The sequence below is a fragment of the Nocardiopsis oceani genome (assembly GCF_054777395.1).
Map to the genome: position 1 here is coordinate 61,590 of NZ_BAAHAR010000040.1, position 24,453 is coordinate 86,042.

Sequence of the window (24,453 nt, forward strand, 5' to 3'; positions counted from 1 at the left end):
CGGTTCACGACCCTCCACACCCCCTATCGGAAGGACACCACGTGTTCAACGAGATCGAGAACGGTTTCGAGTGGCGCGGCAGTCACCAGGTCCTGCGCGCCCAGGCGTGGGGGGCCGACGGCATCCGCGTCCGCGCCGGCCTGTCCCACATCCGAGAAGACCTGCCCGGTGCGCTCGTCGAAAGCTCACCGAGCACGGGCAAGGTCAGCCTCGGTGCAACCGCCGTACTGGTCAGCGGTTCACTCACCCTGGAGGTGACCGCGGACGGGATGCTCCGCTTCACCCGCGAGGGCGTGGAGCTGATCGCTGAGGAACGCGCCCACTTCTGGTGGCCCGGCCCCCGCGTCTACACCTCCACAGGCAACGGCTACTACCGGATCGAGCAGCGCTTCAAGGCCTACGAGGACGAGCGCGTCCACGGTCTGGGCCAGCACACTCACGGCCTGTTCGACCAGAAGGGCGCGGTCGTCGACCTCGTCCAGCGCAACGCCGAGGTGAGCGTCCCCTTCCTGGTGTCCTCACGCGGCTACGGGATGCTCTGGAACAGCCCCGCCACCGGCAGGGTCGAGCTGGCCGACAACGGCACCCGCTGGGTCAGCGACAGCGCACGCCAGATCGACTACTGGGTCACCGGCGGCGACGGTCCGGCCGGAATCCTGGCCCGCTACGCGGAGGCCACCGGGCACGCGCCGATGCTGCCCGAGTTCGCCTCCGGCTTCTGGCAGTCCAAGCTCCGCTACCGCACCCAGGCCGAACTCATGGAGGTCGCCCGCGAGTACCGGCGCCGAGGGCTGCCGCTGTCGGTGATCGTCAGCGACTTCTTCCACTGGCCCCACCTGGGCGAATGGAAGTTCGACCCGGCGGAGTGGCCCGACCCCGAGGGCATGGTCGCCGAACTCCGCGGGATGGGGGTTGAGCTCATGGTGTCCGTGTGGCCCTCGGTGAGCCCGCTGAGCGAGAACCACGACGAGATGCTGTCCCGCGGCTACCTCGTGGCCACCGAACAGGGGCCGCCGGTGCACGCCGACTGGGCCGACAAGGGGGTGGACTCCCACGTACAGGTGGCCTTCTACGACCCCACCAACCCCGACGCCCGCGCCTTCCTGTGGGACCGGATCCGCGACAACTACCACTCCCTCGGCATCCGGGTCTGGTGGCTGGACGCCTGTGAACCCGAGCTCAAGCCGGGCCACCCGGAGAACCTGCGCTACCACGCGGGTCCGGGAACCGAGGTCGGCAACCTCTACCCGCTCGAACACGCGCGCGCCTTCCACGAGGGCATGCTCGAAGCCGGTGAGGAGGAGGTCATCACCCTGTGCCGCTCCGCTTGGGCCGGCATCCAGAGGTACGGCGCCGCGCTGTGGTCGGGCGACATCGCACCGACGTTCGGGTCCCTGAAGGCCCAGGTCCGGGCAGGGCTCAACGTCGCGATGTCGGGCATCCCCTGGTGGACGACGGACATCGGCGGTTTCCACGGCGGCGACCAGGAGTCCCCCGAGTACCGGGAACTGATGGTCCGCTGGTTCCAGTACGGCGTGTTCTGCCCGCTGTTCCGCCTGCACGGTTACCGGGAGCCGTTCACCCACGACCTGTACCCGGAGATGTCCGGCGGCCCCAACGAGATCTGGTCCTACGGCGAGGAGGTCTACGAGCTGCTGCGTGACCTGCTGTTCCTGCGGGAGCGCCTGCGTCCCTACGTGATGGAGCAGATGCGGGTGGCCCACGAGACCGGTCTGCCGCCGATGCGTCCGCTGTTCGTCGACTTCCCGGAGGACCCGAACGCCTGGCCGGAGGGCGACGTCTTCCTGTTCGGCCCGGACGTCCTGGTGGCCCCCGTCACCGAGTACGGGGCGCGGACCAGGGACGTCTACCTTCCGGAGGGGGCCTCGTGGACCGACCCGTGGACGGGTCGGGTCCACCGGGGCGGACGGGTCGTCACCGTCGACGCCCCGCTGGACCGGGTACCCGTCCTGCTGCGGGAGGGTGCGGACCTCCCGATCACCGGCTGAGGTCGTGCACGACCGCGACCCCGCCGCCCGGGACCACCAGCCCGTCGACCGGTGCGGCCCGCACCAGGTCCACGGCATCGGGACCGACCCCCAGGGCGGCGGGGTCGGCGGGAAAGGGGGAGTCGGTGTGGTTGAGCAGGAACACCCACCGGCTCTCCCGGTCCGTGCGCCGCACCACCTCCACGGTCGGCTCCCCGGCGGTGCCCTCCGGCACCGGTGCCTGTGCCGTCTCCGGTGCCGCCGCCGACACCGGACGCAGGTCGGCGGCGGTGGCCCGGGGCCCGATCCCGGTCAGCAGGGCACCCAGCTCAGCGTCGCCGAGGCGGGCGGACAGGTACCAGGCGGTGCCGACGCCCCGCTGCCGCCTCGTCAGCAGAGGGAGGCCGACCAGTTCGCCCGACCGGTACCGTGCCACGGCCTCGGCCCCGTCCGTATGGACCGCCTCGGTCCAACCGCGGACCGGGCCGAGGTCGGTTTCCGCCACCTCGCACTCGGGGGCGGGCCGCTGCTCCTCCACCCGCACCCCGAGCAGGTCGCGCAGCGCCCCCGGGTAGCCCCCGACCAGCACTGTGCCGTGTTGGTCGGCGATCCCGCTGAACGGGGTCACCACCAGGGTCCCGCCCCGTTCCACGTAGCCGGTGAGGTGCCGGGCGGCGTCGTCCGACACCAGGTAGAGCGCGGGCACGACCAGCAGCGGCACGTCCGGGAGAGGGCGGTCGGGGCGGACGAAGTCGACCGTGCGGCCCGACCGCCACAGTGCCCGGTGCACCTGCCGGACCGCCGTCTCGTGGCTCAGTCCCCGGTCCGGCAACGACGCCGCGTCCATCGCCCACCACGACTCCGGGTCCCAGATCACCGCCGCGTCGACCGGGACTCCGGCGTCGGCCGCCCCGGCGATCCTGGGCAGCACCGCGCCGAGCTCGCACACTTCGCGGAAGATCCTCGATTCCGGGCCGGCGTGCGGAACCATCCCCGAGATCCACTGCTCGGCTCCGCCGCGGGAGGCCCGCCACTGGAAGAACATCGCCCCGCTCGAGCCGCGCGCGACGTGCGAAAGGCTGTGCCGGAGGATCTCACCGCGGGCCTTGGCCACGGTCCGGCCCCCGGTGTACACGACCCCGGCGGCCTGCTCCGTCAGCAGCCACGGGCGCCCTTCACCGGGGACGCGGGCGGCGTACGACCGGGCCAGGTCCGCGGCGAAGGCGGTCTGCTCGGCCGCGGCCGCCCCCGGCTCGGACGGGTAGTCGTCCACCGCCACCAGGTCCATGTGTTCGGCCCACCGCCACGGGTCCACCGGCACCCAGCCGCCGAAGGCGAGGTTCGTGGTCACCGGGACCTGGGGGTTCGCGGCCTTCAGGACCGACCGCTGGGCCAGGTAGTGGTCGAGCATCGCGTCGGACAGGAAGCGCCGGAAGTCCAGCACGTGCGCGGGGTTGGCCAGGTACTGGGTGGCGCGCGGGGTCCGGATCTGCTCCCAGGCGGAGTAGCCCTGTCCCCAGAAGGCCGTGGTCCAGGCCTCGTTCAGCGTGTCCAGGTCCCCGTGCCGCTGCCGGAGCCAGGCCCGGAACGCGGCGTCGGCGTGGGCGGAGTGCGTCCAGGTGCCGTACTCGTTGTGCACGTGCCACATCCGCAGTGCCGGGTGGCCGGAGTACCGTTCGGCCAGGGCGCGCACGATCCGGTCGCACGCCGCGAGGTAGGCGGGGGAGGTCACGTCGTAGGTGTCCCGGCTGCCGTGGGTCAGCCGTACCCCGTCGGCGGTGACCGGCAGCGCGTCCGGGTACGCGAGGCTCAGCCAAGGTGGCGGCGAGGCTGTGGGGGTGGCCAGGGCGGCGCCCACGCCCGCGTCGGCCAACCGGTCGAGTTCGCGGTCGAGCCAGGCGAAGTCGAACTCGCCTTCGCGGGGCTCCAGCAGTGCCCAAGAGAACACCCCCAGCGTCACCAGGTTCACGCCGGCGCGACGCATCAGGCTCATGTCCTCGGCACGCACCTCCTCGGGCCACTGCTCGGGGTTGTGGTCACCGCCGAACCACAGGACGGGCATGGGTTCACGCTCCTTCGAATCGCTTCGACTCGGTAAGGATGCCCCTTGAATCTCCCAAGCGACAGTCCCAGAGCCCGCACTATTCGTACGCAGAGCCCGGTCCTCGACTGGGAGGATGCGCTGATCAGCGGAAACGGCCGACAGGGCGCACTCGTGCACTCCAGCCCCGACCGCCTGCGCGTGACGCTCTGCCACGAACGGCTCTTCCTCCCGGTCCGGACCGCCCTCCCCGCACCGTTCACCGCCCCCGCACTGCCGGAGCTGCGGGCCCTCCTGCGGCGGGGACGGTCCCGTGCGGCTGCTGAGCGGATCGTGGAGACCGCAGCGGGGGAGGGCTACGAGGGAACGCACTGGATCGACCCGCTGGTCGGGGCGGCTGAGCTGTCCTTCGTCCCGGAGCGTCCCCTGCCCGGCCCGGTCACCCGTTCCTGCGACCTGGGGACCGGACTGGTCACCGAGGAGCCGCCGGACGGAACCGTGCACCGCGTCTTCGTCTCCCGCGCCGACGACGTGGCGGTCATCGAACTCGCCCGGCCGAAAGGGCTGGACGGAATCCTCGCCCTGGGAACCCTGCCCGAGGAGGCGCCGGTCCCGCTCCGTGCACGGGTGGAGGCCACCGTCGACAGCCTCGTGCTGCGCGCGGCCTTCCCGGAGGCACCGCCCGGGGCGGTCACCGGGTACACGGTGACCTGCGCGGCCGAGGCCGTGGGCGGCACGGTCCGGGTCTCGGGGGACCACCTGGTGCTGCGAGGGGTGCGGCGACTCGTGCTCCGGGCCCGAACTGAGGTGCGCCGGGCCCGTGCCGGGGCGGGCGGACCCGGCGAGGAGCAGCGCCCACGGGTGTCCGAACCGCCCACCGGGTCACCGGCGCACCTCCTGGAACGGCACCGCCGGCTGCACGCCGACCTCATGGGCCGGTTCCGGATCCGGTTGGCCGGGGACTCGGGGGAGCGGGTCGCCCGGCACGTCGACGCCGGCCGGTACGCGGCCGTCTCCGCCTGCGGGGACCTCCCGCCCACCCTTCAAGGGGTGTGGAGCGGCACCTACGACCCGCCCTGGCGCTCCGGCTACACCTTCGACGGCAACCTGCCCGTCGCGGTGGCCGCCCTGCATCCCACCGGCACCCCCGAGCTGATGACCGGCCTGTTCGACCTGCTGGACGGCTACGCCGACGACCTGCGGGAGAACGCGCGGCGCCTCTACGGCTGCCGCGGTCTGCTGCTTCCTGCGCACGCCTCCACGAGCGGGCGGGCCAACCACTTCGGCCCCGAGTGGTGCCTGACCTGCTGGACCGCCGGGGCGGCCTGGCTGGGCCGCCTGTACTGGGACCACTACGCCCACACCCGGGACCGCGGCTTCCTGCGCCGCCGCGCCCTGCCCTTCCTTGCCGAGGCCGCGAGGTTTCACGAGGACTTCCTGGGCCCGGACGGGTTCTCGCCCTCCTACTCGCCGGAGAACACCCCCGCCGACGGTGACGGGCAGGCCTGCGTGAACGCGACCATGGACGTGGCCGCCGTCCGCGACCTGCTGCGCAACCTGGTGCGGGCCCACCGGATCCTCGGCCTGCCCGGCGCGCGGCGGTGGGCCGGACTGCTCGCCCGGCTGCCCGCGTACCGGATCAATGCCGCCGGTGAACTCGCGGAGTGGGCGGGGCCGGCGGGTCCGGTGCGTCAGGAGGACCGGCACGCGCACCGGCACGCCTCCCACCTGTATCCGCTCTGGTACGAGCGGGACCCGGCCTTCGCCGACCCCGCCCTGGCCGACGCGGCCTCCCGCGCGGTGCACGCCCGCCTGGAGTGGTGGCGGGGGGCCGAGTCGGACGAGATGGCCTTCGGCCTGGTGCAGCTGGGGCTGGCTGCCGCGGCGCTGGGCATGGCGGAACCGGCTCACGAGGCGCTGTCCCTGCTGACCGACCGGTACTGGCGCCCGACCCTGGTACCCACACACAACCGCGGCCGGATCTTCAACGTGGACATCGCCGGCGGATACCCGGCGCTGGTGGCGGCCATGCTGCTGGGTTCGGGGGAGGGGCGGTTGGAGGTCCTGCCGGCGCTCCCCGAGGACTGGTCTTCGGGCTCGGTGGAGGGGCTGCGCGCCCGTGGAGGGGTGGTGGTGGAGCGGCTGGAGTGGGGCGCCGGCCGGGTGTCGGTGGAGCTGCGCTCGATCGAGGGCGGACCACTGCTTGTGCGCATGCCGGACGGAGACCGGAGGCTGTGGTTGGAAGAAGGGATCACCACATGTGTCCTGGGGCAATTTCCGAATCGTTGAATGTCGGTATCGAATCGCTTCGAAATAATCCGTACAACCCCCGTTGACGTTCCGTCGGGGCGAATACACACTGGCACCACAATTCCCGCCGGGCGAGGTTCTTCGCACGGCCCGGCGGGTTGGACCCCCTAGCGAGGAGCCCCGCTCATGCCCGGATCCAGGACACCTCACCAGTACAGATGGAAGCGCTCCCACGTGGGAGTGGCCGCTTTAGCCGGTACGGCCGCCCTCGCCCTCGCCGCCTCTCTCGGAGCGGCGAACGGCGTGCACGAGGCGTCGCCCGTCGCCGCCACCGCGGAAACCGCCTACGACTGGGACAACGCCCAGATCGCCGGTGGCGGCTTCGTCCCGAACATCGTCTTCAACGAGACCGAAGCCGACCTGGTCTACGCGCGCACCGACATCGGCGGCGCCTACCGCCTGGACCCCGACACCGAGCGCTGGCAGTCCATGCTCGACTGGATCGGCTGGGACGACTGGGGCTGGACCGGCATCGTCAGCCTCGCCACCGACCCGGTCGACCCGGATCGCGTCTACGCCGCGGCCGGCACCTACACCAACGACTGGGACCCGAACAACGGCGCCATCCTGCGCTCCGACGACCGGGGCGAGACCTGGGAGGCCACCGAACTGCCCTTCAAGCTCGGCGGGAACATGCCCGGCCGCGGCCTGGGCGAACGCCTCATGGTCGACCCCAACGACAACAGCGTCGTGTACTTCGGGGCCCGAGGCGGCCACGGCCTGTGGCGCAGCACCGACCACGGTGAGACCTGGGCCGAGGTCGAGGAGTTCCCCAACCCCGGCGACTACGTGGAGGACCCCGACGACCCCTATGGCGTGCACGACGACATCACCGGTGTGACCTGGGTGGAGTTCGATCAGCGCACCGGGTCGGAGGGTTCGGTCACCCAGGACGTCTATGTGGGCGTCGCCGACCTGGAGAACACCGTCTACCGCAGCCAGGACGGCGGCGAGAGCTGGGAGGCCCTGCCCGGCGCACCCACTGGCCACCTGCCCGCACACGGAGTCCTGGACCAGGAAGGCGGACAGCTCTACGTAGCCACCACCGCCACCCCCGGCCCCTACGACGGCGACTCCGGCGACCTGTGGCGCTACGACGTCGACGAGGAGGAGTGGACCCTGGTCAGCCCGGTCCCGTCCGACTCCGAGGACAACGAGTTCGGCTACGGCGGTCTCACCGTAGACCGGCAGAACCCGGACACGCTCATGGTGGCCACCCAGATCTCCTGGTGGCCGGACATCCAGATCTTCCGCAGCACCGACCGCGGCGAGACGTGGACGCAGGCGTGGGACTACAGCGACTACCCCGAGCGGGAGAACCGCTACGAGATGGACATCTCCACCGCGCCCTGGCTGGACTTCGGCGGCGAGGCCGAACCCCCCGAGACCCAGCCCAAGCTGGGTTGGATGACCCAGGGCATGTCGATCGACCCGTTCGACTCCGACCGCTTCATGTACGGCACCGGTGCCACCATCTACGGCAGCGACAACCTCACGAACTGGGATTCCGACACCGCGTTCGACATCGAGGTGAAGGTCCACGGCCTGGAGGAGACCTCCATCCACGACCTCGCCGCCCTGCCCGGCGGCCCGCTGGTCTCGGTCATGGCCGACATCGGCGGCTTCGCCCACCACGACCTCGACGAGGTCCCCGACGAGATGCACCACCAGCCCTACTGGGGCAACGGCATGAGCGTGGACTTCGCCGAACTCGCCCCGGAGCTGGTGGTGCGCACCGGTGACGCCGAGGACGACGAAACCTCGCACATCGGGGTCTCCGACGACGGCGGCGACACCTGGTGGGAGGGTCAGGAGCCCGACGGGGTGAGCGGCGGCGGAACGGTCGCCGTGGCCGCCGACGGCTCTTCCGTGGTCTGGAGCCCCGAGGGGACCGGCGTGCACGTGTCCACCACCCAGGGCTCGTCCTGGACCGCCGCCGACGGCGTCCCCGAGGGCGCGCGGGTGGAGGCCGACCGGGACGACCCGGACCTCTTCTACGCGATCGCCGACGGCGTCTTCCACACCAGCACCGACGGCGGGGAGACCTTCACCGCCTCCGACTTCGGCGAACTGCCCGTCGAGAGCGACGTCCGCTTCGGGGCGGTGCCCGGCCACAGCGGCGACGTGTGGGTCGCCGGCGGGGCCGAGGACGACGCCTACGGCATGTGGCGCACCACGGACGCCGGGGATACCTTCGAGCGGATCGAGGAGGTCGACGAGGGCGACGCGGTCGGCTTCGGCGCGCCCGCGCCGGGTGAGGACTACCCGGCCGTGTACACCAGCTCCCGGATCGACGGGGTGCGCGGCATCTTCCGCTCCGACGACGCCGGGGACTCCTGGCTGCGGATCAACGACGACGAGAACCAGTGGGGCTGGACCGGGTCCGTGATCACCGGCGACCCGGACGTCCACGGACGCGTCTACATCGGTACCAACGGACGCGGGATCATCTACGGCGATCCCGCCTGACACACGGTGTAGGGGTAGGGGCCGGGATCCGCGCGCGTCGGTTCCCGGCCCCCTCTTGTGCGTGTCGTTCGAGCGCCGTCCGGCACTCAGCCCTTGACGGCGCCGATGATGACGCCCTTGGTGAAGTGCTTCTGCACCAGCGGGTAGATGAACATGACCGGCACCAGGGCCACCACCACGATCGCCATCTGGATGGCCAGGTTCGGCGCCGAGGCGGTGCCTTGGACGGCCTCGCCCACCACCGAGCTGGAGCTGAGCTGCTGGCCCTGCTGCACGTACTGGCGCAGCACCAGCTGCAGCGGCCACTTGGCGTTGTCGTTGATGTACAGGATGGCGTTGAAGAAGGCGTTCCAGTAGCCCACCGCGTAGAACAGACCGATCACCGCGACGACACCCTTGGACATCGGCAGCACCAAGCGGGTCAGGATGGTCCACTCGCTCGCCCCGTCCACACGTGCGCTGTCGGAGATCTCCCGGGGCAGGTTCATGAAGAACGCCCGCATCACCACGAGGTTGAACGCGTTGACGGCCGTGGGCAGGATCAGCGACCAGTAGCTGTCGATCAGTCCCAGGTCGCTGATCAGCAGGTACACCGGGATCATCCCGGGGGCGAACAGGAAGGTCAGCAGTACCGCGAACAGCAGGGGGCGGTGCCAGAGGGAGCCCGGTTGGGAGAGCCCGTAGGCGGCCAGGATGGTCGCGCCCAGGCTCACCGCGGTCCCCACGAAGGTGACCCCCAGGCTCACGGACACGGCCCGGGTGACGACGCCGCCGCTGAACAGGTCCGCGTAGGCCTGCAACGACAGTCCGTCGGGGACCACCACCAGGCCGCCCGCCGCGTTCACCGCCGAAGCGGTCGACAGGCTGGTCAGCACCACCACGTACAAGGGGAAGAGCACGACCAGCGCGATGCCCGTGAGGACGGTGTTCTTCGCCAGGCGTTCAGGGAGGCTCGGTCGTTCCGCCCACACGGGGCGGTCCTGGAAGAGAGTACTCATGAGCGTCTGTAGATCCCGTCCTCGCCCATCTTGTGGGCCACCTTGTTGGCGATCAGGATCAGCACGAGTCCGACCAGGCCCTTGACCAGGCCGGCCACGGCCCCCGCGCTGAAGTTCCCGGTGACCAGCGTCTGGTGGTAGATGAAGGTGTCGAGCACCTCGGACACGCGGGAGCCGAACGCGTCCCGCTGCAGGAAGAACTGCTCGAAGCCGACGTTGAGGATGTCGCCGAGCTTGAGGATGAGCAGCAGGATGATCACCGGGCGCAGACCGGGCAGGGTGATGTGCCAGATCCGCTGCCACCGGCTCGCCCCGTCCACGGCCGCGGACTCGTAGAGGTTCGGGTTGATGGCGGCCAGGGCCGCGAGGAAGATGATCGTCCCCCAACCCGCGTCCTTCCACACCATCTGCGAGGTGACCACGAACAGGAAGGCGTCCGGGTTCGACATGATCTCCAGCGGCCCGTACCCGTTCTGCCGCAACCACTGGGAGAACAGGCCTGCCCCGCCCAGGATCTGCTGGAACAGCGTCACCACCAGTACCCAGGAGAAGAAGTGCGGCATGTACACGATGCTCTGCAGGATCAGGCGCAGCCGGGGGCTGATCACGCTGTCCAACAGGATCGCCAGCGCGATCGGGATGGGGAAGAAGAACACCAGCTGCACGCCGGCGATCATGAGCGTGTTGCCCGCTGCGCGCCAGAAGCGGGGGTCGCCGAAGAGCTGCTCGAACTGGGCGAACCCCACCCACGGGCTGCCGGTGACGCCGTCCCAGGGGTTGTAGTTCTGGAAGGCGATGATGTTGCCCATGGTCGGCACGTAGTGGAACACCGCGAGCAGCCCGATGGCCGGGACGGTCATCAGCAGCAGTTGCCAGTCGCGGCGCATCCGGGCCCCGAGCCCCGGGCCGGAGGTGCGCCGTTTCTTCGGCCGGTCCGGACGGTGCGCGGGACGGCCGCCGCCCGTCCCGCCCTCGGGTGGCGGAGACGCGACGGCGGTGTCCGTGCTGCCCGCGCGGTCAGTCACGACCGTGCTCCTGGAGGACCTCGTAGAAGAACTCCCGGCCTTCGTCTCCGCCGTCGCGCCGCCACTCGTCGACCGCGTCGTCCAGGGCGGACAGGTCCTCGCGGCCGCGGATGATGTTCTCCACCCGGTCGGTCAGGGGCATCTCGGCGCCCGAGAAGCGCTCGGGCAGCTGGATGCGGATGCCGGCGAACGGGTCCTCGCCGGCGTAGGCGATCGCGTCGTTGAACCAGCTGGTCTTCCAGTCCACGAAGTCCGGGTACTGGCTCTCGCTGACCGCGGGCGGCCGTCCGCCGATGAAGTAGTAGCCGTCGTTGACCTCGGTGTTGCCCAGGTCGGTGAGTTCGGGCGCCCCGTCGTCGTTGAACTCGAAGTGGACCCCCTCCTCCCCGTACCGGTAGTCCATGTACTCCTGCGTGCCGAAGGGCGCGGCGCAGAAGTTGATGACGGCGAGGATCTCCTCCACCTGTTCGGGGTCCATGTCCTTGCGGATCAGCACGGACTGCAGGGAGGGGTCGTTCAGGTGCATCAGCGGGTCCCCGCCGTCGTGGCCGAACACGGGCATCAGGTCGAGGCGGAAGTCCGGGTTGTCGCCGAGCATCTGCCCGTAGGCCTCGTGCCAGCCGCCCAGGCCGTCCTGGGCGAAGATCAGCTGCCCGGAGTTGAGGAGTTCCTTGGAGTTGTCGCCCTGGGCCACCATGTCGGGGTGGACGAGCCCGGCGTCGAAGACGCGGCGCATGAACTCCACGCTCGCGCGCCACTCCTCCGTCTCGAACATGTGCACGAGCTCGCCGTTCTCGTACCGCCACTGCCGGGGCGCGCCGAAGATCTGGCGGGCGGTCAGGGTGAAGTCGTCGAAGGCCCAGCGGTCGTTGTCGGGGTCGTTGACCTCCTTGCCGAGCTCGAACAGCTCCTCGGCGGTGGTGGGGGTGGCCAGCCCGTACTCGTCCTCCAGCAGGTCGCGCCGGTAGAGGACCCAGTCGCTGAAGGGCTCCGAGGGCCAGGGGATGCCCTGAAGCCGCTCGTTGAAGACGTTGGCCCGCCAGGCGTCGCTGTCCAGGTTGGCGAGCATGGGGTAGGCCAGGGCCGCGTCCCCGGAAAGGTAAGGGCCCAGATCCTCGAACAGTTCGCCGACGGCCCGGTTGAACTGGGGGATCAGGTTGATCGTCCAGTCGGGGAACATCGTGATGTCGGCGATGTCCCGGCCCGCGATGACGGCGTTCATCTTGTCGACGATCGTGTTGCCGTCCTGGAAGTTGAACTCGACCGTCGCGCCGATCTTCTCGTTGACGTAGTCGTAGAAGGAGTTGGAGCCCAGTCCGGGCGGGAGCGGGCCCCACATGGGTGTCATCGCCGTGTACTGGCCGCCCGAGCCCCGCACGCCGTCGGTGCCTTGGACGAAGGAGTCCGGGTAGGCGGTGAATCCGTCGGGGGCGCCGTCGACCCCGAGGATGTCGGGGACGGCCCCTTCGAAGGCACGGAAGGTGGGGATCAGCTCGTCGAGGTCTGTGGAAGCGGAGGCGGATCCGCCTCCGCCGGTATCGCCGCCGGAACAAGCGGAGAGCATTCGGGTGGAGAAGAGGGCTGCGCCTGAGGCGCCCATCAGGCGGAGGAAGCGACGTCGGCTCTGTACCGGTGTCGGGGGGTAGGACATCTCGGCCGTTCCTTCGATCGGCCCGGGCGGCAAAACCCGGGGGTAGGAATCGCCAGACCATTTTGCTATGAATTGAGTGGCCCGATTGAAGAGTCAAATTACTCCAGAGTGATCTGCCACACAAGGCCTTGTGCGGGTTAAAGTCGAAGCGTTTCGATTTTGATCGACGAGGACCACCTCAGCAGGGAGACACCGCTGATGAGCACCCCCCGACAGACTTACGGCACCACCGAGCCCTCGATCGCCGAACGGGTCGAGGAGCTGCTTCGGCGGCTCACCCCCGAAGAGCGCCTTGGCCTGCTCCACCAACACCAGGCACCGGTCGAACGGCTCGGCCTCACCGACTTCCATACGGGCACGGAGGCGCTGCACGGCCTGGCCTGGCTCGGTGAGGCCACGGTCTTCCCCCAAGCCGTCGGCCTGGCCGCCGCCTGGGACACCGACCTGCTCCGCAGGGTCGGCGAGGCAACCGCCACCGAACTCCTCGCCGTGCGGGGCCGGGACCCCCGTGCCGGGCGCAACGTGTGGGCACCCGTCGTCAACCCGCTCCGCGACCCCCGGTGGGGGCGCAACGAGGAGGGGTACTCCGAGGACCCCTGGCTCACCGGACTCCTCGGCGCCGCCTATGCCCGCGGACTGATGGGTGACGGCCCACAGCCGCGCACCGCGCCCACCCTCAAACACTTCCTCGGCTACAACAACGAGACCGACCGCTGCACCACCTCCAGCGACCTGTCCCCCCGGGTCCTGCGCGAGTACGAACTCCCCGCGTTCCTGCCCGCGCTACGGGAGGGGGTGGCGCTGGCCGTCATGCCCTCCTACAACCTGGTCAACGGCCGACCGGCCCACCTGAGCCCGCTCGTCAACGGGGTCCTGCGCCGCGCCGCACCCGGCCGGATCCTCGTCGTCAGCGACGCCCACGCCCCGGGCAACCTGTTCGGACTCCAGGGATTCCACCCCGACGGGCCCACCGCCTACGCCCACGCGCTGCGCGCGGGACTGGACAGCTTCACCCAGGACGACGACCGGTCCGAGGCCACCCTGGCGCACCTGCGGAAGGCCCTCGACCGGGGCCTGCTCTCCCAGGAGGACGTCGACGAGGCGGTCCGCAACGTACTCACGGTCCGCCTCCGGCTGGGCGAACCCGACCCGGAAGCGGTCCCCGAGGGCGCACTGCACAGCCCCGAACACCGTGAACTGGCCCGGGAGGCCGCCACCCGCTCGTTCACCCTGCTGCGGAACGACGGACTGCTGCCCCTGCGCGAACGCACCCGGATCGCGGTCGTGGGGCAGCTCGGCGACAGCGTCCTCGAGGACTGGTACTGCGGGACCCTGCCCTACGCCGTGACCGCCCGCCAAGGGCTGGCCGAGTACTGCGAGGTGGAGTTCGTCGAGGGCACCGACCGGGTCACCCTGGAGACCGACGCGGGCCGGGTGGTCCTCGACGCCGAAGGCCGGCTCCGGGTGGTCGGCGCTTCCGAATGGCCCGAAGGGACCGAAGAGACCGCGGAATTCGCCCTCTTCGACTGGGGCGGCGGCGCGCACGCCCTGCGTTCGGCCGACACCGGCCGATACGTCGACGAGGGGCCGGGGTCGACCCTCGCCTGCACCGCACCCGGACCGGGTACCTGGGAGGTCCGCCAGACCTTCCGCCTCACCGAACTGCCGGACGGCCGGTTCCGGCTCGCCCAGGTGCACACCGGCCGTTCCGTCACCGTCGCCGACGACGGCGGCCTTCGCATGGCGGGTGCCGACGCACCGGCGGAGGAGGGGGCGGCCTTCCGGATCCACGGTCTGGGCACCGGCGCCCGGGCCGCCGCCGAGGCCGCGGCACGCGCCGACACCGCCGTCGTGGTGGCCGGCGACCACCCCATGGTCAACGGGCGGGAGACCGAGGACCGCGCCGACCTGGACCTGCCGACCGGGCAGGAGCGTGTGCTGCGGGCGGTCCACGAGGCCAACCCGTCGACCGTCCTCGTCCTGTGCAGCGGGTACCCGTATGCGGTGACCTGGGCAGACACCCACCTTCCGGCGGTCGTCTGGTCCGCGCACGGCGGACAGGAATACGGCAGGGCGCTGGCCGACGTCCTGCTGGGGCGGGCCGAACCCTCGGGCCGCCTCACCCAGACCTGGTACCGGGACACCGACGACCTGCCCGACCTGCTGGACTACGACGTCATCTCCGCCCGCTCGACCTACCTGTACTTCGAGGGGCGGCCGCTGTACCCCTTCGGGCACGGCCTCGGGTACGGGCGCGCCGAGTACGGCACCCCCGAGGTGTCGGTCGCCGACGGCCGGGTCACGGTCACCGTGGCCCTCGCCAACACCGGTGCGCGCGCCGCCGAGGAGGTCGTCCAGGTCTACACGCGGCAGACCGGGTCCCGGGTGCGGCAGCCCTCCCGGGCCCTGCGCGGCTTCGCCCGGGTGCGGGTCGAACCGGGGGCCACCGAGGTCGCCCGGGTCGGGTTCGACGTCGAGGCGCTGGCGACCTGGGACACCATCGGCGACCGCTTCGTGGTGGAGGAGGCGCCGCGGGAGGTCCTGGTGGGGCGTTCGGCGCTGGACATCGCGGCCGCCGTGCCCCTGGATGTGCCGGGAGAGGCCGTCGGCCCGCGCGACGCCCGTGTCCGGTGGGCCGCGGACCGGTTCGACGAGGCCCGAGGGCTGCGGCTGTGCCCGGTCGCCCCGGAGCCGGTTGCCGTGGGGTCGGAGGTCCCCGCGGACGCGGTCCGTGCCGCAGTGGACGGTGCGTGGGCGGCCTTCCGCGATGTAGACCTGGGCGAAGGCGTTTCCGAGTGCCGGGTCGGCCTCAACGGGTCCCGTTCGACCACCGTGCTGTTGCGCTTGGACGACCCGGAAACCGGCCCGGTCATCGGCGAGGTCGGGGTGTCGCAGGGGGAGGGGGCCTACGACTTCGTGGAGGTCCGCTTCCCGGTCGAGCGGGTCACCGGTGTGCGCGACCTGTACCTGGTGTTCGGCCACGCGGGCACGGCGGCGTCCACGCTGGTCTTCGACGGCTCCTGAGCCCGGTCCGCCGCCCCGAGCCAACTGACTGGGGCGGCGGCCACGTCACCGCAGTGGTCAGAGCGGGAGCCCGCCGGTTTGGAAGGCTGCTTCTGCTATCGCTTCCATCGCCTGGTTCCCCGAGAGCAGGGCCGTGCTCAGGGCCAGGGCTGGCCAGGCCCACCACCGGCGCGGGGCCCGGTGGCGGCCCCGGGAAGCGGAGGGGAACTCCGGAGGGGCTTCGGGCGGGGGCTCGACGGCCTCCCGAGCCTGTTCGGCTTCCCGCTCGGCTCGTTCCCGCCGTTGGCGGGCGACCGTTACCCAGTGGGGGACGGCGCCGTGTTCGAGCATGTAGGCGACCTTCGGGTTGCCCTGCATCTGCCGCAGCAGCCGTTCCCGGCGGGCCTGGTGCGACTCGGGTCGGGCTTGCGTGGGACGGGGGGCCGTCCGGAGGGCGGAGCCGGGGCGGGAGAAGCGGTGGCCCCGGGGTGCGTTCAGTACCGGTCGCAGCCGGGTGTCGGTTGTGGTGGTCATCCTGGCCTTGCCTTCCGTTGCACAGCGCCGTCGGGGTGGGGCGGTGCTGGAGTACGTGGTCCGGGTGGTCCGCGCGCCCGCCGGGTCCGGGAAGAGTGCTGGGTGCCTCGGCGGGCGTGCGGGGTTGGCGGCTGTGCGGGCTGAGGGCGCCCGTTCAGGCGGTGGGTGGCCTGGGGCTGCCGGGCTTCTTGGGGTGGACGCCCAGGTGGCGGAAGGCGAGCAGGCGCAGGAGCTGGGTGCGGGTGGGCGCGGTGATCTGCTCGAAGGGGTCGCCCTCGCCCGACCAGCCGAAGGGGCGCCGACCCACGTAGACCTCGTTGGGGGGTTGGCCCTCGACGGTCATGGTCCAGTGCCGGTAGAGCAGCGAGCACAGGACGTGCTCGGGCATGGGCAGCTCGCCCTCAGAGCTCGCGCTCTTGTGTACGGGCAGGCGCAGGCGCGCCCCGTCATTCCCGCCCTGGGCTGTTGTGGCTGTGCGGGGCGGCGGGACGGTGGAGGAAGTGGGGTGGTCGGCGACGGCCTGGTCGATGAGCTGGGTGGCCAGCTCGGCGTCGCCTTCGGTGCGGGCGAGGCGCAGGGCGTCGCGGATGAGCGGGAGCCGGTTGCGCAGGGTGTGGGCGTGCCATTCGGAGAGCTGTGGCGCGGTCAGGTGTGCGGGGGCTCGGAGGGCGTCTTCGGCGGTGGTGAGCAGGTCTGCGGTGCAGGTGTCGAGCATCAGAACGCCACCCCCGGCCGGTGCGCTCCCGCGGGGATCGTCTGCAGGGCTGTCTGTAGGACCGTCTGGAGGAGCTGAAGGGGTGCGGTTTCCAGGGGCCGCCGGGGCCCGGGGACCTGCGGCGGTCGGGGCGAACGCGGCGGCCGTACCTCGGTGAGGGTTCGGGGAGCAGCGGCGTAGGTGCGCACACGCCCCGCGTTGTGCGGGCGGCGGCGGTGCACGAGTTCGGCGGCGCGGTGGCGCACGTAGGCCAGCTCGGACAGGTTCAGGTATCGCGGCATAGCGCGGCTCCTGGTGCTCGGATACCGGATGGGAGGTCCGGATGGGAACTGAGTAGGACCCATCATGAAACCTGGATTCTAAATATGCAAGAGCTGGTATCCCATTATTGCCTCTGTGTCCGGTATCCATGTATGTGATTCCCAAAATGTCCCGTGTTGGCCTGTCAGGACTTACGATCGGGGACATCATGGCCACCAGGTACTCACCCACAATCCGACGCCGCCGCCTGTCTGCCGAGCTCAAGCGCATCCGACTGGCAGCTCGCATGACAAGCGAGGAAGTAGCCACCACTGCCGAGCTGAGCCGATCCACGTACTCCAACATCGAGAACGGGTCCAAACAGCGCCCCAGGCTCATCGAAGTGCGGGCGATCCTCGCCGCATGTGGCGTCGGGCCAGGCAAGGAGTACGAGGAGATCCTCGACCTCTGCCGCCAGGCGCTGGACCGCGGCTGGTGGTCTCGATATCGCGACGTTCTCGCTGCCCGTTACGTTGGGTTCGAGACCGAGGCTTCCTCTATCCACACCTGGGAGCCCATCATGATCCCTGGCCTGCTCCAGACCGCGACTTACGCCGAGCTCATGGCCCAATCGGCGCTCACTCGCCCGGAAGAAGTTCAGCGAGTCGTGGACGCCCGAATCGCACGACAGCGGATCCTCGAAGAGGAGCCGCCCGAGCTGTGGGCGATCTTCGATCAAACTGCACTGGATCGCCTTGAGCACTACCCACAGGTGAGGCAAGCGCAGGCCGCTCACCTATTGGAGATGGCGCAGAGGCCCACCATCACGATCCAGATGACTCGCTCAGACCGTCCCAACATGGGCTCGGGAGGGGCGTTCGTACTACTGGAGTTTCCTGAGCCTGTAGATCCAACGGTGGTCTACCTGGAGACCGATACCGATGGTCTCTATCTTGAAGAACCTGGCGAGGTGTCGCGATACAGGTCTCTGATGAATCACCTGCGTCTGGCTGCGTTGCGGCCAGATGAGACGATCGACTAACTGCGACAACACACCGAAAAGAAGTAACTTGATGAGCTCAGTTCCCACAGCTGAACTGCTATTCCGCAAGTCCAGCTACTCTCAGCCTCAGGGCGGCAACTGTGTTGAGGTCGCCGACGTGCTCAACGGTGCCGCCGTTCGCGACACGCAAAACAGGCAAAACGGGCACCTGTTCTTCTCTGGCGAAGAGTGGGTGGCGCTGCTCACCGGCGTTCGCACCGGCTCGTAGCCCGAATACACCGGAGGCCCCAGCCGTGGTGGCTGGGGCCTCGTTCACCGCACGCCGTTCACCGCACGCCGAGAAGGTGCTCCAGGGCGAGCTGGTCGAGCCGCTCGAAGTGGTAGCCGCGGGGGCCGACCGCCTCCAGGTCCAGCTCCTCCTTGAACAGATCCGAGACGCTCTCGCCCGGAGCGAGGGTGGTCTCCGACAGCTCGTGGACGCGGGCCTCGGCCAGCGCCGCCTCCACCCGCGGGTCCGCACGGAACGCCGCCGCCTTCTCCTTGAGGATCAGGTAGTTGCGCATGCAGCCGGCCGCGGACTCCCAGACACCGGACATGTCCTCGGTCCGGGGCGGCTTGAAGTCGAAGTGGCGGGGCCCCGCGTAGCCGGACCGCTCCAACAGGTCGACCAGGAAGAACGACTCCTTGACGTCACCCGCGCCGAAGCGCAGGTCCTGGTCGTACTTGACCCCGCGCTGCCCGTTGAGGTCGATGTGGAAGAGCTTGTCCGCCCACAGGGCCTGGGCGACCCCGTGGACGAAGTTGAGCCCGGCCATCTGCTCGTGCCCGACCTCCGGGTTCACCCCCACCATCTCGGGGTGCTCCAGCTCGTTGATGAAGGCCAGAGCGTGGCCGACGGTCGGCAGGAGGACGTCGCCGCGCGGCTCGTTGGGCTTGGGTTCGATGGCGAAGCGCAGGTCGTAGCCCTGCTCCCGCACGTACGCGCACAGCAGGTCGAAGGCCTCGCGCAGCCGGTCCAGGGCCGCCTGGTCGTTCTTGCCGGCCTCGGTCTCGGCGCCGTCCTGGCCGCCCCAGCACACGTAGGTCTTCGCCCCGAGCGAGACGGCGAGGTCGATGTTGCGGATGACCTTGCGCAGCGCGTACCGGCGCACGTCGCGGCTGTTGGAGGTGAACCCGCCGTCGCGGAAGACCGGGTGGGAGAACAGGTTGGTGGTGACCATCGGCACCGCGAGGCCGGTCTCGTCCAACGCGCCCCGGAAACGCTGGATGATCGCGTCGCGCTCGCCGGCGGAACTGCCGGGCGGCACGAGGTCGTCGTCGTGGAAGGTAATGCCGTACGCGCCGAGGTCGGCCAGGCGGCGGACCGCGTCCACCGGCTCGAGCGGTGGGCGTACCGGGTCGCCGAACGTGTTGACGCCGCGCCAGCCCACGGTCCACAGGCCGAAGGTGAAGCGGTCCTCTGGGGTGGGTCGGTAGTCGTTCATGGGGACTCCTGGGGGTCGGTCCGCGCAAGGATGCCGGGCCCGATTAGTTTGTCTAGAGTCACAACTAATTGTCAACGGGGTCGGCCGCGGGCAGCGGCAGGGTGCCGGAATCCAGCCCGTGGATCATCACGGCGGCACCGCCCCGGGCTGCGGCGCTCATCCCCAAATCGGAGTGTTCCACCCGGCAGCCCCCGGCCTCCGGGGCGAAGGAGTGCGACCGCGCGGCGGCACGGCACTGGGGCAGCAGCCACCGGGCCATCGGCACGAAGTATCCGCCCAGCACCACGGCTCCCGGGTTGACGACGTTGACCAGGGTCGCCACCCCGCGGCCCAGCCACGTCCCGGCCCGCTCCAGCGCGCCGACGGCCGTGGCGTCGCCTGCCGACGCGCGCTCCACAGCGATCGCGACCAGGTCGGGGATGTCGCCGCCGGACAGGGGACGGTCCGGGGCCAGGTCGGGCAGCGCGGCCCGCAGGATCGCCCCGATACCGGCCAGGGCCTCCAAACAGCCGAGCCGCCCGCACGAGCACTCCGGGCCGCCGGGTTCCAGCTCCAGGTGCCCGATCTCCCCGGCGAAACCCCCGGCCCCGCGCAGCAGCTCACCGCCGGTCAGTACGCCCGCGCCGATCCCCACCTCACCGGTCACGTACACGAGGTCGGGCAGCCCCGAGAAGGGGCCGAAGCGGTACTCGCCCATGGCACCGAGGTTGGCGTCGTTGTCCACCAGGACGGGCGTGCCCTCCAGGGCCGAACCGGCCAGGGCAGACCGGACGAGGTCGCGCAGCGGTTCGTCCCACCACGCCAGGTTGGGTGCGCGCGTCACGGTGCCGGAGGGGGAGTCGATCAGGCCGGGGACCGCCACGCTCACCCCGACCACCGAGCGTCCGCGCAGCTCGGTGGCCCCGGCGACCTCCCGCAGAGCGTCCGCCATCCGGCGGGCGCACTCCTCGGCCCCGGCCGAACGCGCGTCCAGGGGCACGTGCCGGTGGGTCAGCTCCCGGTGGAGCAGGTCGACGGCCACCACCGACAGGTAGTCGATGTTCACCTCCAGGCCGACCGCGGCGATCGATCGGTCGTCCAGGGCCAGCAGGACCCCGGGGCGGCCCACCCGCCGCTGGGAGGTCTCGCCGGTCTCCCGGACCAGGCCCCGCGCCATGAGGTCGGCGACCAGGCTGGACACGGTGGTCTTGTTGAGCCCGGTGTCGGCGGCGACCGCGGCCCGCGAACACGGGGCGAGCCCGCGGAGGGTGCGCAGTACCGTTCGGAGGTTGTTCTCACGGACCGTCTGGAAGCTCGCCGTGCCCGTGCCGGTCGCCACCCGTACCCCCCGCTGCCCGAGATCCCGCCGCCCGAAAAACCCGTTGCCCGCGTGCGGGCCCGCTGGTTGGATCCCCATCATGGTGCCTACAGACGTCTTCCGCGACCAGCCCTCCCTCCTCGGCCAGCGCGTGCGGCTGGAACCGCTCGGCGCCGGCAACGCGAACGATCTGATCCCGAGCACGGTGGACATGGACCCGGAGGTGCGCCGGTTCACCGGCACCCACCAGGAGTTCACCGCCGAACAGCTGCTCAAGGTGTTCGCGGCCTGGGAGCAGCGGCACGACCGCGCCGACTGGGTGATCTACCGGACCGAGGACGGCGCCCCGGTCGGGGACTGCGCCCTGATCGACCTGGACCCGGACAACGCCGAGGTGAACTACCGGATCGCGCTCGACTCCATGGCGAGCACCGGAAAGGGCTACGGCACCGAGGCCACCGACCTGGTCCTGGAGTACGCCTTCGAGACCGCGGGGCTGCACCGGGTGGCGCTCCAGGTGTTCGACTTCAACACCCAGGCGCAGCGCTCCTACGAGAAGTCGGGTTTCGTCCGCGAGGGCGTGTGGCGCGAGCACCTGCGCTGGGACGGGAAGTGGCACGACGCGGTCCTGATGTCGATCCTCGAGCACGAGTACGCCGAACGCCGCGGTCGGCGCGGCTGACCAGCGGGAGTTCCGGGACCGGAAGTTCCGGGACCGGGGGTTCCGGGACCGGGGGTTCCGGCACCGGGGGTTCCGGCACCGGGGGTTAGTGTCTGGACATGCCCGTTCCCGACTTCCTCAAGAAGCTGCGCGCCCACGTCGGCCACGACCTCCTGCCCTTGGTTGGCGTAACCGCCGTCGTGCTCGACCCCGAGGGCCGGGTGCTGCTGCACCGGCGCTCCGACGACGGACGCTGGGCCACCCCGGGCGGCATCCTCGAGCCGGGGGAGCAGCCCGCCCAGGCCGTGGTCCGGGAGGTGTGGGAGGAGACCGGTGTGGAGGTGGCGGTGGAGCGCCTCGCCTCCGTGGTCGCCGAGGACCCGTACACCTACCCCAACGGCGACCAGGTGCAGATCCTCGACCTGGCCTTCCGCTGCCGCCCCGTGGGCGGCGAGATCCGGATCGACGGTGACGAGAGCCTCGACGCGGGTTGGTTCGGCCCGGACGGGATGCCGGAGATGGTCGAGCGCATCCACGAACGGATCCGCCACGCCAGCCGCCCCGAAGGCGAACCCCACTACAGGCCCTGAGCTCCGCCCGAGGGGAACCGTACGCCCGCGTTCGCGGAGCGGGTGTGGGACCTGGTCGGTGCGCACGGCTCAGGGCTGTGGGCCTGACACCCGGGTCTCCTGCTGGCCGGTGACCTGTGCGGCCGCGGGAATGAGGGCCCGCGCGGGCACCGAACGCAGGATCGCGTTGCGCACCGTCTGCCGCCAGCCGCCGCCGAGGTCCGCACCGATCTTCGCGATGAAAGCGGCCTGCCTGGCGGTGTTCCGGCAGACGGGGCGGCGTTCGGCGTCGAAGCGTTCCAGGGCCTCGGCTGGGCCCTGACCAGCGGCGACCGGTGCCGCGACCAGTTCCCCGAGGGCCACCGCGTCCTCCAACGCGGTCGCGGTGCCCTGGCCCATCGTGGGCAGCGCCGCGTGCGCCGCGTCGCCCACCAGCACCACCCGGCCCCGCACGTAGTTCGGGAGTCCGCCGCGCAGGTGGTGGACGTCGTGCCGCATCAACTGGGCCGGGTCGGTGCGCGCGATGAGGTCGACGACCTCCGGTGCCCAACCGGCGAACCGGGCGCGGGCCGTCGCGTGCTCGTCGGCGACGACCGCGCCCCGCGGGGCGCGCACGTACCCGTACCAGTACAGCTCGGTGTCGCTCACCCTCATCACACCGAATTCCGAGCCAGGCCCCCAGTACTCGGTGAGCCGCCCGTCGAACTCGGTGTCCCGGACGATCGCCCGCCAACTGGTGCTGCCGCTGTACGTGGGACGAACGCCGGGGTAGAGGACCCCGCGCACCGCGCTCCACATGCCGTCGGCACCCACGACCAGGTCGGACTCCGTGCTCAGCGCCTTGCCGTCGGCCGGATCGCGCCACGAGGCGGTGGCGCGCGGCCCGCCGGGCACCCCCGCGGTCAGGCTGGTGACCCGGGCGCCCGTGATCACCTGCACGCCGTGGTCGCGGGCGGCCCGGTCCAGGGCGGCGTGCAGTTGCTGGCGGTGGAAGCCGAAGACGGTGGCCGCTCTGCGTACCTCCTCGATGTCGTCCGGGATGGCGAGGATCGGGCGTCCCCGGGTGTCCCGGAACCCCGTGGCCACGGTCTCGTACCCGAGGGAGCCTCTGAGCTCGTCGCCCAATCCCAGGGCCTCCAAGGCGGCGACGCCGTTGCGCAGCGTCGCGACCCCCGCACCGACCTCGGTCTCCCCGGTGCGGCTCTCGAGCACCGTCGTGCGCCACCCCGCCCGGGCGAACGCGATCGCCGAGGCCAGCCCCGCGATACCGCCGCCGACCACCGTCACCGTCAACGCGCCGCCGTTCATGTTCGCCTCCGTGCCGCCGTGTCTCCGCTGTTACAAGCCCTATTCAATACGATAGTAGTGGTGTGCGGGCGAGTTCTATACTCGGCCCCATGCCACCCGCTAACCTCCGCAGACGCCGTGCCCTCGCCGACGCCGCGATCGCACTGCTGGCGGAGGAAGGCGCGCACGGCCTGACGCACCGGTCAGTGGAGGCGAGGGCCGAGGTTCCCCCCGGGACCGCCACCAACTACTTCCGGACCCGGGAGGCGCTGCTCGTCGCTGCCGCGGAGCGGGTGCTGGAGCTGCATTTCGCGGACATGGCAGCCGCGACGGAGGGCATGGCCGGGCCGACCGGGGTCGACGAGCTGATCGACATGATCACCGAATCGCTGTGGGGCGCCGCGACCGTGCTGCGCGGGCGCTACCTGGCGATCTTCGAACTCCGGCTGGCGGCGCGGCGGTTCCCCGCGCTGGCGGAGGTGCTGGCGCGGTTGGAGGGCACGGCGGTGGCCGACACCGCTGTGCTGCACGAGGTGCTGGGGACCCCGGTGTCGGAGGTAGCAGCGTCGGAGGTAGCGGTGTTGGAGGAAGCGGTGTCGAACCTGGTGACGCTGTACGGGGGAGCGCTGTTCACCCTGGTCACCGGGCCAGAGGGTGCGTTCGACAAGGAGGGCGTGCGGGGCCTGGTGGCCACGATGGTCCATGGCGCCCTGGCCGAAGGCGCCGCGGGCGCCGACAGCCGCTAGCTTGGCGTTCAACGTGCTTGCTTGGGTTGGCCTGTGCTGGGTGCTGGGTGCTGGGTGCTGGGTGCGGGGTGTTGGGTGTTGGGTGTGGGGTGCCGGGTGGCTAGGGGTGCCCTTTTGAGTGCGGGTGGTTCTCCCCCTTTTCCTGCCGCCCGATGGTGGCCGTCTCCGCTACGCGCCTCAAGGTCGTCGCCATCGAGCACTTCGCGCGTCATCGGCGCTCCACCTTGACCCGCTTCGCTGCGACGGCGGGTTGGCGGCTATCAGGAAACGTTGTGTCCTGAACGTGAACCAGAGGAGGAAGTAGAAACTCTCTAGGCAAGCGGTGCTGCACGCAAAGATGAAGGATCTGGCCCTTCGGAGCCGTCCTGCGGGGGAGGGCTTCAAACCACCTCATGCCGCGTTAGCTGAAGACTGTCGTGGTGAGCGATGAGG

At 70.8% G+C, this 24,453-nt stretch carries 19 protein-coding genes; 9 read left to right on the forward strand and 10 right to left on the reverse strand.

From position 1 onward, the window contains the following. Window positions 1-41: 41 nt before the first annotated feature. On the forward strand, window positions 42-2,009 hold the full coding sequence (locus ACYVDG_RS23210) for a glycoside hydrolase family 31 protein (protein ID WP_460757700.1): 1,968 nt from the start codon (window positions 42-44) through the stop codon (window positions 2,007-2,009). On the opposite strand, the gene ACYVDG_RS23215 is transcribed toward ACYVDG_RS23210, so the two are convergent. Continuing rightward, a complete protein-coding gene (locus ACYVDG_RS23215) occupies window positions 1,999-4,050 on the reverse strand; it encodes a beta-galactosidase (protein ID WP_460757701.1) in 2,052 nt (683 codons plus the stop codon). The two genes, ACYVDG_RS23210 and ACYVDG_RS23215, sit on opposite strands and share 11 nt — an antisense overlap. A gap of 45 nt (window positions 4,051-4,095) precedes the next feature. On the opposite strand from ACYVDG_RS23215, the gene ACYVDG_RS23220 reads away from it, so the two are divergent. Together ACYVDG_RS23220 and ACYVDG_RS23225 are read left to right on the forward strand one after the other, a co-directional pair. Further along, window positions 4,096-6,318, forward strand: coding sequence for a glycosyl hydrolase family 95 catalytic domain-containing protein (locus ACYVDG_RS23220; RefSeq protein WP_460757702.1), 2,223 nt, complete (start codon window positions 4,096-4,098; stop codon window positions 6,316-6,318). Window positions 6,319-6,465: 147 nt separating this feature from the next. Continuing rightward, window positions 6,466-8,808 carry a xyloglucanase gene (locus tag ACYVDG_RS23225; protein WP_460757703.1) on the forward strand — a complete coding sequence of 781 codons (2,343 nt, stop codon included), beginning with the start codon at window positions 6,466-6,468 and terminating at the stop codon, window positions 8,806-8,808. An 86-nt stretch (window positions 8,809-8,894) separates the two neighbouring features. Here ACYVDG_RS23225 and ACYVDG_RS23230 read toward each other — a convergent pair whose 3' ends face one another. Genes ACYVDG_RS23230 through ACYVDG_RS23240 form a run of 3 tightly spaced genes read right to left on the reverse strand, consistent with a single transcriptional unit; the run spans window position 8,895 to window position 12,482 of the window. After that, window positions 8,895-9,806 (reverse strand): carbohydrate ABC transporter permease, encoded by a 912-nt coding sequence (locus ACYVDG_RS23230; RefSeq protein WP_460757704.1) that lies wholly within the window; start codon window positions 9,804-9,806, stop codon window positions 8,895-8,897. Next, window positions 9,803-10,831: an ABC transporter permease gene (locus ACYVDG_RS23235; RefSeq protein ID WP_460757705.1), complete on the reverse strand. Its 1,029-nt coding sequence runs from the start codon at window positions 10,829-10,831 to the stop codon at window positions 9,803-9,805. Before ACYVDG_RS23235 ends, ACYVDG_RS23230 begins: the two co-directional genes overlap by 4 nt. After that, on the reverse strand, window positions 10,824-12,482 hold the full coding sequence (locus tag ACYVDG_RS23240; RefSeq protein WP_460757706.1) for an extracellular solute-binding protein: 1,659 nt from the start codon (window positions 12,480-12,482) through the stop codon (window positions 10,824-10,826). The genes ACYVDG_RS23235 and ACYVDG_RS23240 overlap by 8 nt, the downstream gene beginning before the upstream one ends. Window positions 12,483-12,680: 198 nt before the next feature. Here ACYVDG_RS23240 and ACYVDG_RS23245 point away from each other — a divergent pair, with 198 nt between their 5' ends. After that, window positions 12,681-15,506: a glycoside hydrolase family 3 C-terminal domain-containing protein gene (locus tag ACYVDG_RS23245; RefSeq protein ID WP_460757707.1), complete on the forward strand. Its 2,826-nt coding sequence runs from the start codon at window positions 12,681-12,683 to the stop codon at window positions 15,504-15,506. A 57-nt stretch (window positions 15,507-15,563) separates the two neighbouring features. Here the strand turns inward: ACYVDG_RS23245 and ACYVDG_RS23250 are convergent, their stop codons facing one another. From ACYVDG_RS23250 to ACYVDG_RS23260, 3 genes are all read right to left on the reverse strand, one after another. Continuing rightward, complete coding sequence (locus ACYVDG_RS23250; protein WP_460757708.1) at window positions 15,564-16,019, reverse strand: hypothetical protein; 456 nt, start codon at window positions 16,017-16,019, stop codon at window positions 15,564-15,566. 154 nt (window positions 16,020-16,173) lie between these two features. Next, window positions 16,174-16,734 carry a hypothetical protein gene (locus ACYVDG_RS23255; protein ID WP_460757709.1) on the reverse strand — a complete coding sequence of 187 codons (561 nt, stop codon included), beginning with the start codon at window positions 16,732-16,734 and terminating at the stop codon, window positions 16,174-16,176. Further along, window positions 16,734-17,015 (reverse strand): hypothetical protein, encoded by a 282-nt coding sequence (locus ACYVDG_RS23260; protein WP_460757710.1) that lies wholly within the window; start codon window positions 17,013-17,015, stop codon window positions 16,734-16,736. The genes ACYVDG_RS23255 and ACYVDG_RS23260 overlap by 1 nt, the downstream gene beginning before the upstream one ends. A 188-nt stretch (window positions 17,016-17,203) precedes the next feature. On the opposite strand from ACYVDG_RS23260, the gene ACYVDG_RS23265 reads away from it, so the two are divergent. Further along, complete coding sequence (locus tag ACYVDG_RS23265; protein ID WP_460757711.1) at window positions 17,204-18,016, forward strand: helix-turn-helix domain-containing protein; 813 nt, start codon at window positions 17,204-17,206, stop codon at window positions 18,014-18,016. Between the two features lie 31 nt (window positions 18,017-18,047). Beyond that, complete coding sequence (locus tag ACYVDG_RS23270) at window positions 18,048-18,245, forward strand: DUF397 domain-containing protein (RefSeq protein ID WP_460757712.1); 198 nt, start codon at window positions 18,048-18,050, stop codon at window positions 18,243-18,245. A gap of 58 nt (window positions 18,246-18,303) precedes the next feature. Here the strand turns inward: ACYVDG_RS23270 and xylA are convergent, their stop codons facing one another. Beyond that, window positions 18,304-19,461 carry a xylose isomerase gene (gene xylA, locus ACYVDG_RS23275; RefSeq protein ID WP_460757713.1) on the reverse strand — a complete coding sequence of 386 codons (1,158 nt, stop codon included), beginning with the start codon at window positions 19,459-19,461 and terminating at the stop codon, window positions 18,304-18,306. A 64-nt stretch (window positions 19,462-19,525) separates the two neighbouring features. Beyond that, the gene (locus tag ACYVDG_RS23280; protein WP_460757714.1) at window positions 19,526-20,779 is read right to left on the reverse strand and encodes an ROK family protein; all 1,254 of its coding nucleotides are present in this window, start codon (window positions 20,777-20,779) and stop codon (window positions 19,526-19,528) included. A 79-nt stretch (window positions 20,780-20,858) separates the two neighbouring features. On the opposite strand from ACYVDG_RS23280, the gene ACYVDG_RS23285 reads away from it, so the two are divergent. Next, entirely contained in the window at window positions 20,859-21,440 is a 582-nt protein-coding gene (locus ACYVDG_RS23285; protein ID WP_460757715.1) for a GNAT family N-acetyltransferase, read from the forward strand. A 98-nt stretch (window positions 21,441-21,538) separates the two neighbouring features. Beyond that, window positions 21,539-22,009, forward strand: coding sequence for an NUDIX hydrolase (locus ACYVDG_RS23290; RefSeq protein ID WP_460757716.1), 471 nt, complete (start codon window positions 21,539-21,541; stop codon window positions 22,007-22,009). Window positions 22,010-22,078: 69 nt separating this feature from the next. Here the strand turns inward: ACYVDG_RS23290 and ACYVDG_RS23295 are convergent, their stop codons facing one another. Further along, on the reverse strand, window positions 22,079-23,296 hold the full coding sequence (locus ACYVDG_RS23295) for an FAD-dependent oxidoreductase (RefSeq protein ID WP_460757717.1): 1,218 nt from the start codon (window positions 23,294-23,296) through the stop codon (window positions 22,079-22,081). 89 nt (window positions 23,297-23,385) lie between these two features. Between ACYVDG_RS23295 and ACYVDG_RS23300 the strand changes: the two genes are divergently transcribed. Continuing rightward, on the forward strand, window positions 23,386-24,021 hold the full coding sequence (locus ACYVDG_RS23300) for a TetR/AcrR family transcriptional regulator (protein ID WP_460757718.1): 636 nt from the start codon (window positions 23,386-23,388) through the stop codon (window positions 24,019-24,021). The last annotated feature ends 432 nt before the right edge of the window (window positions 24,022-24,453 follow it).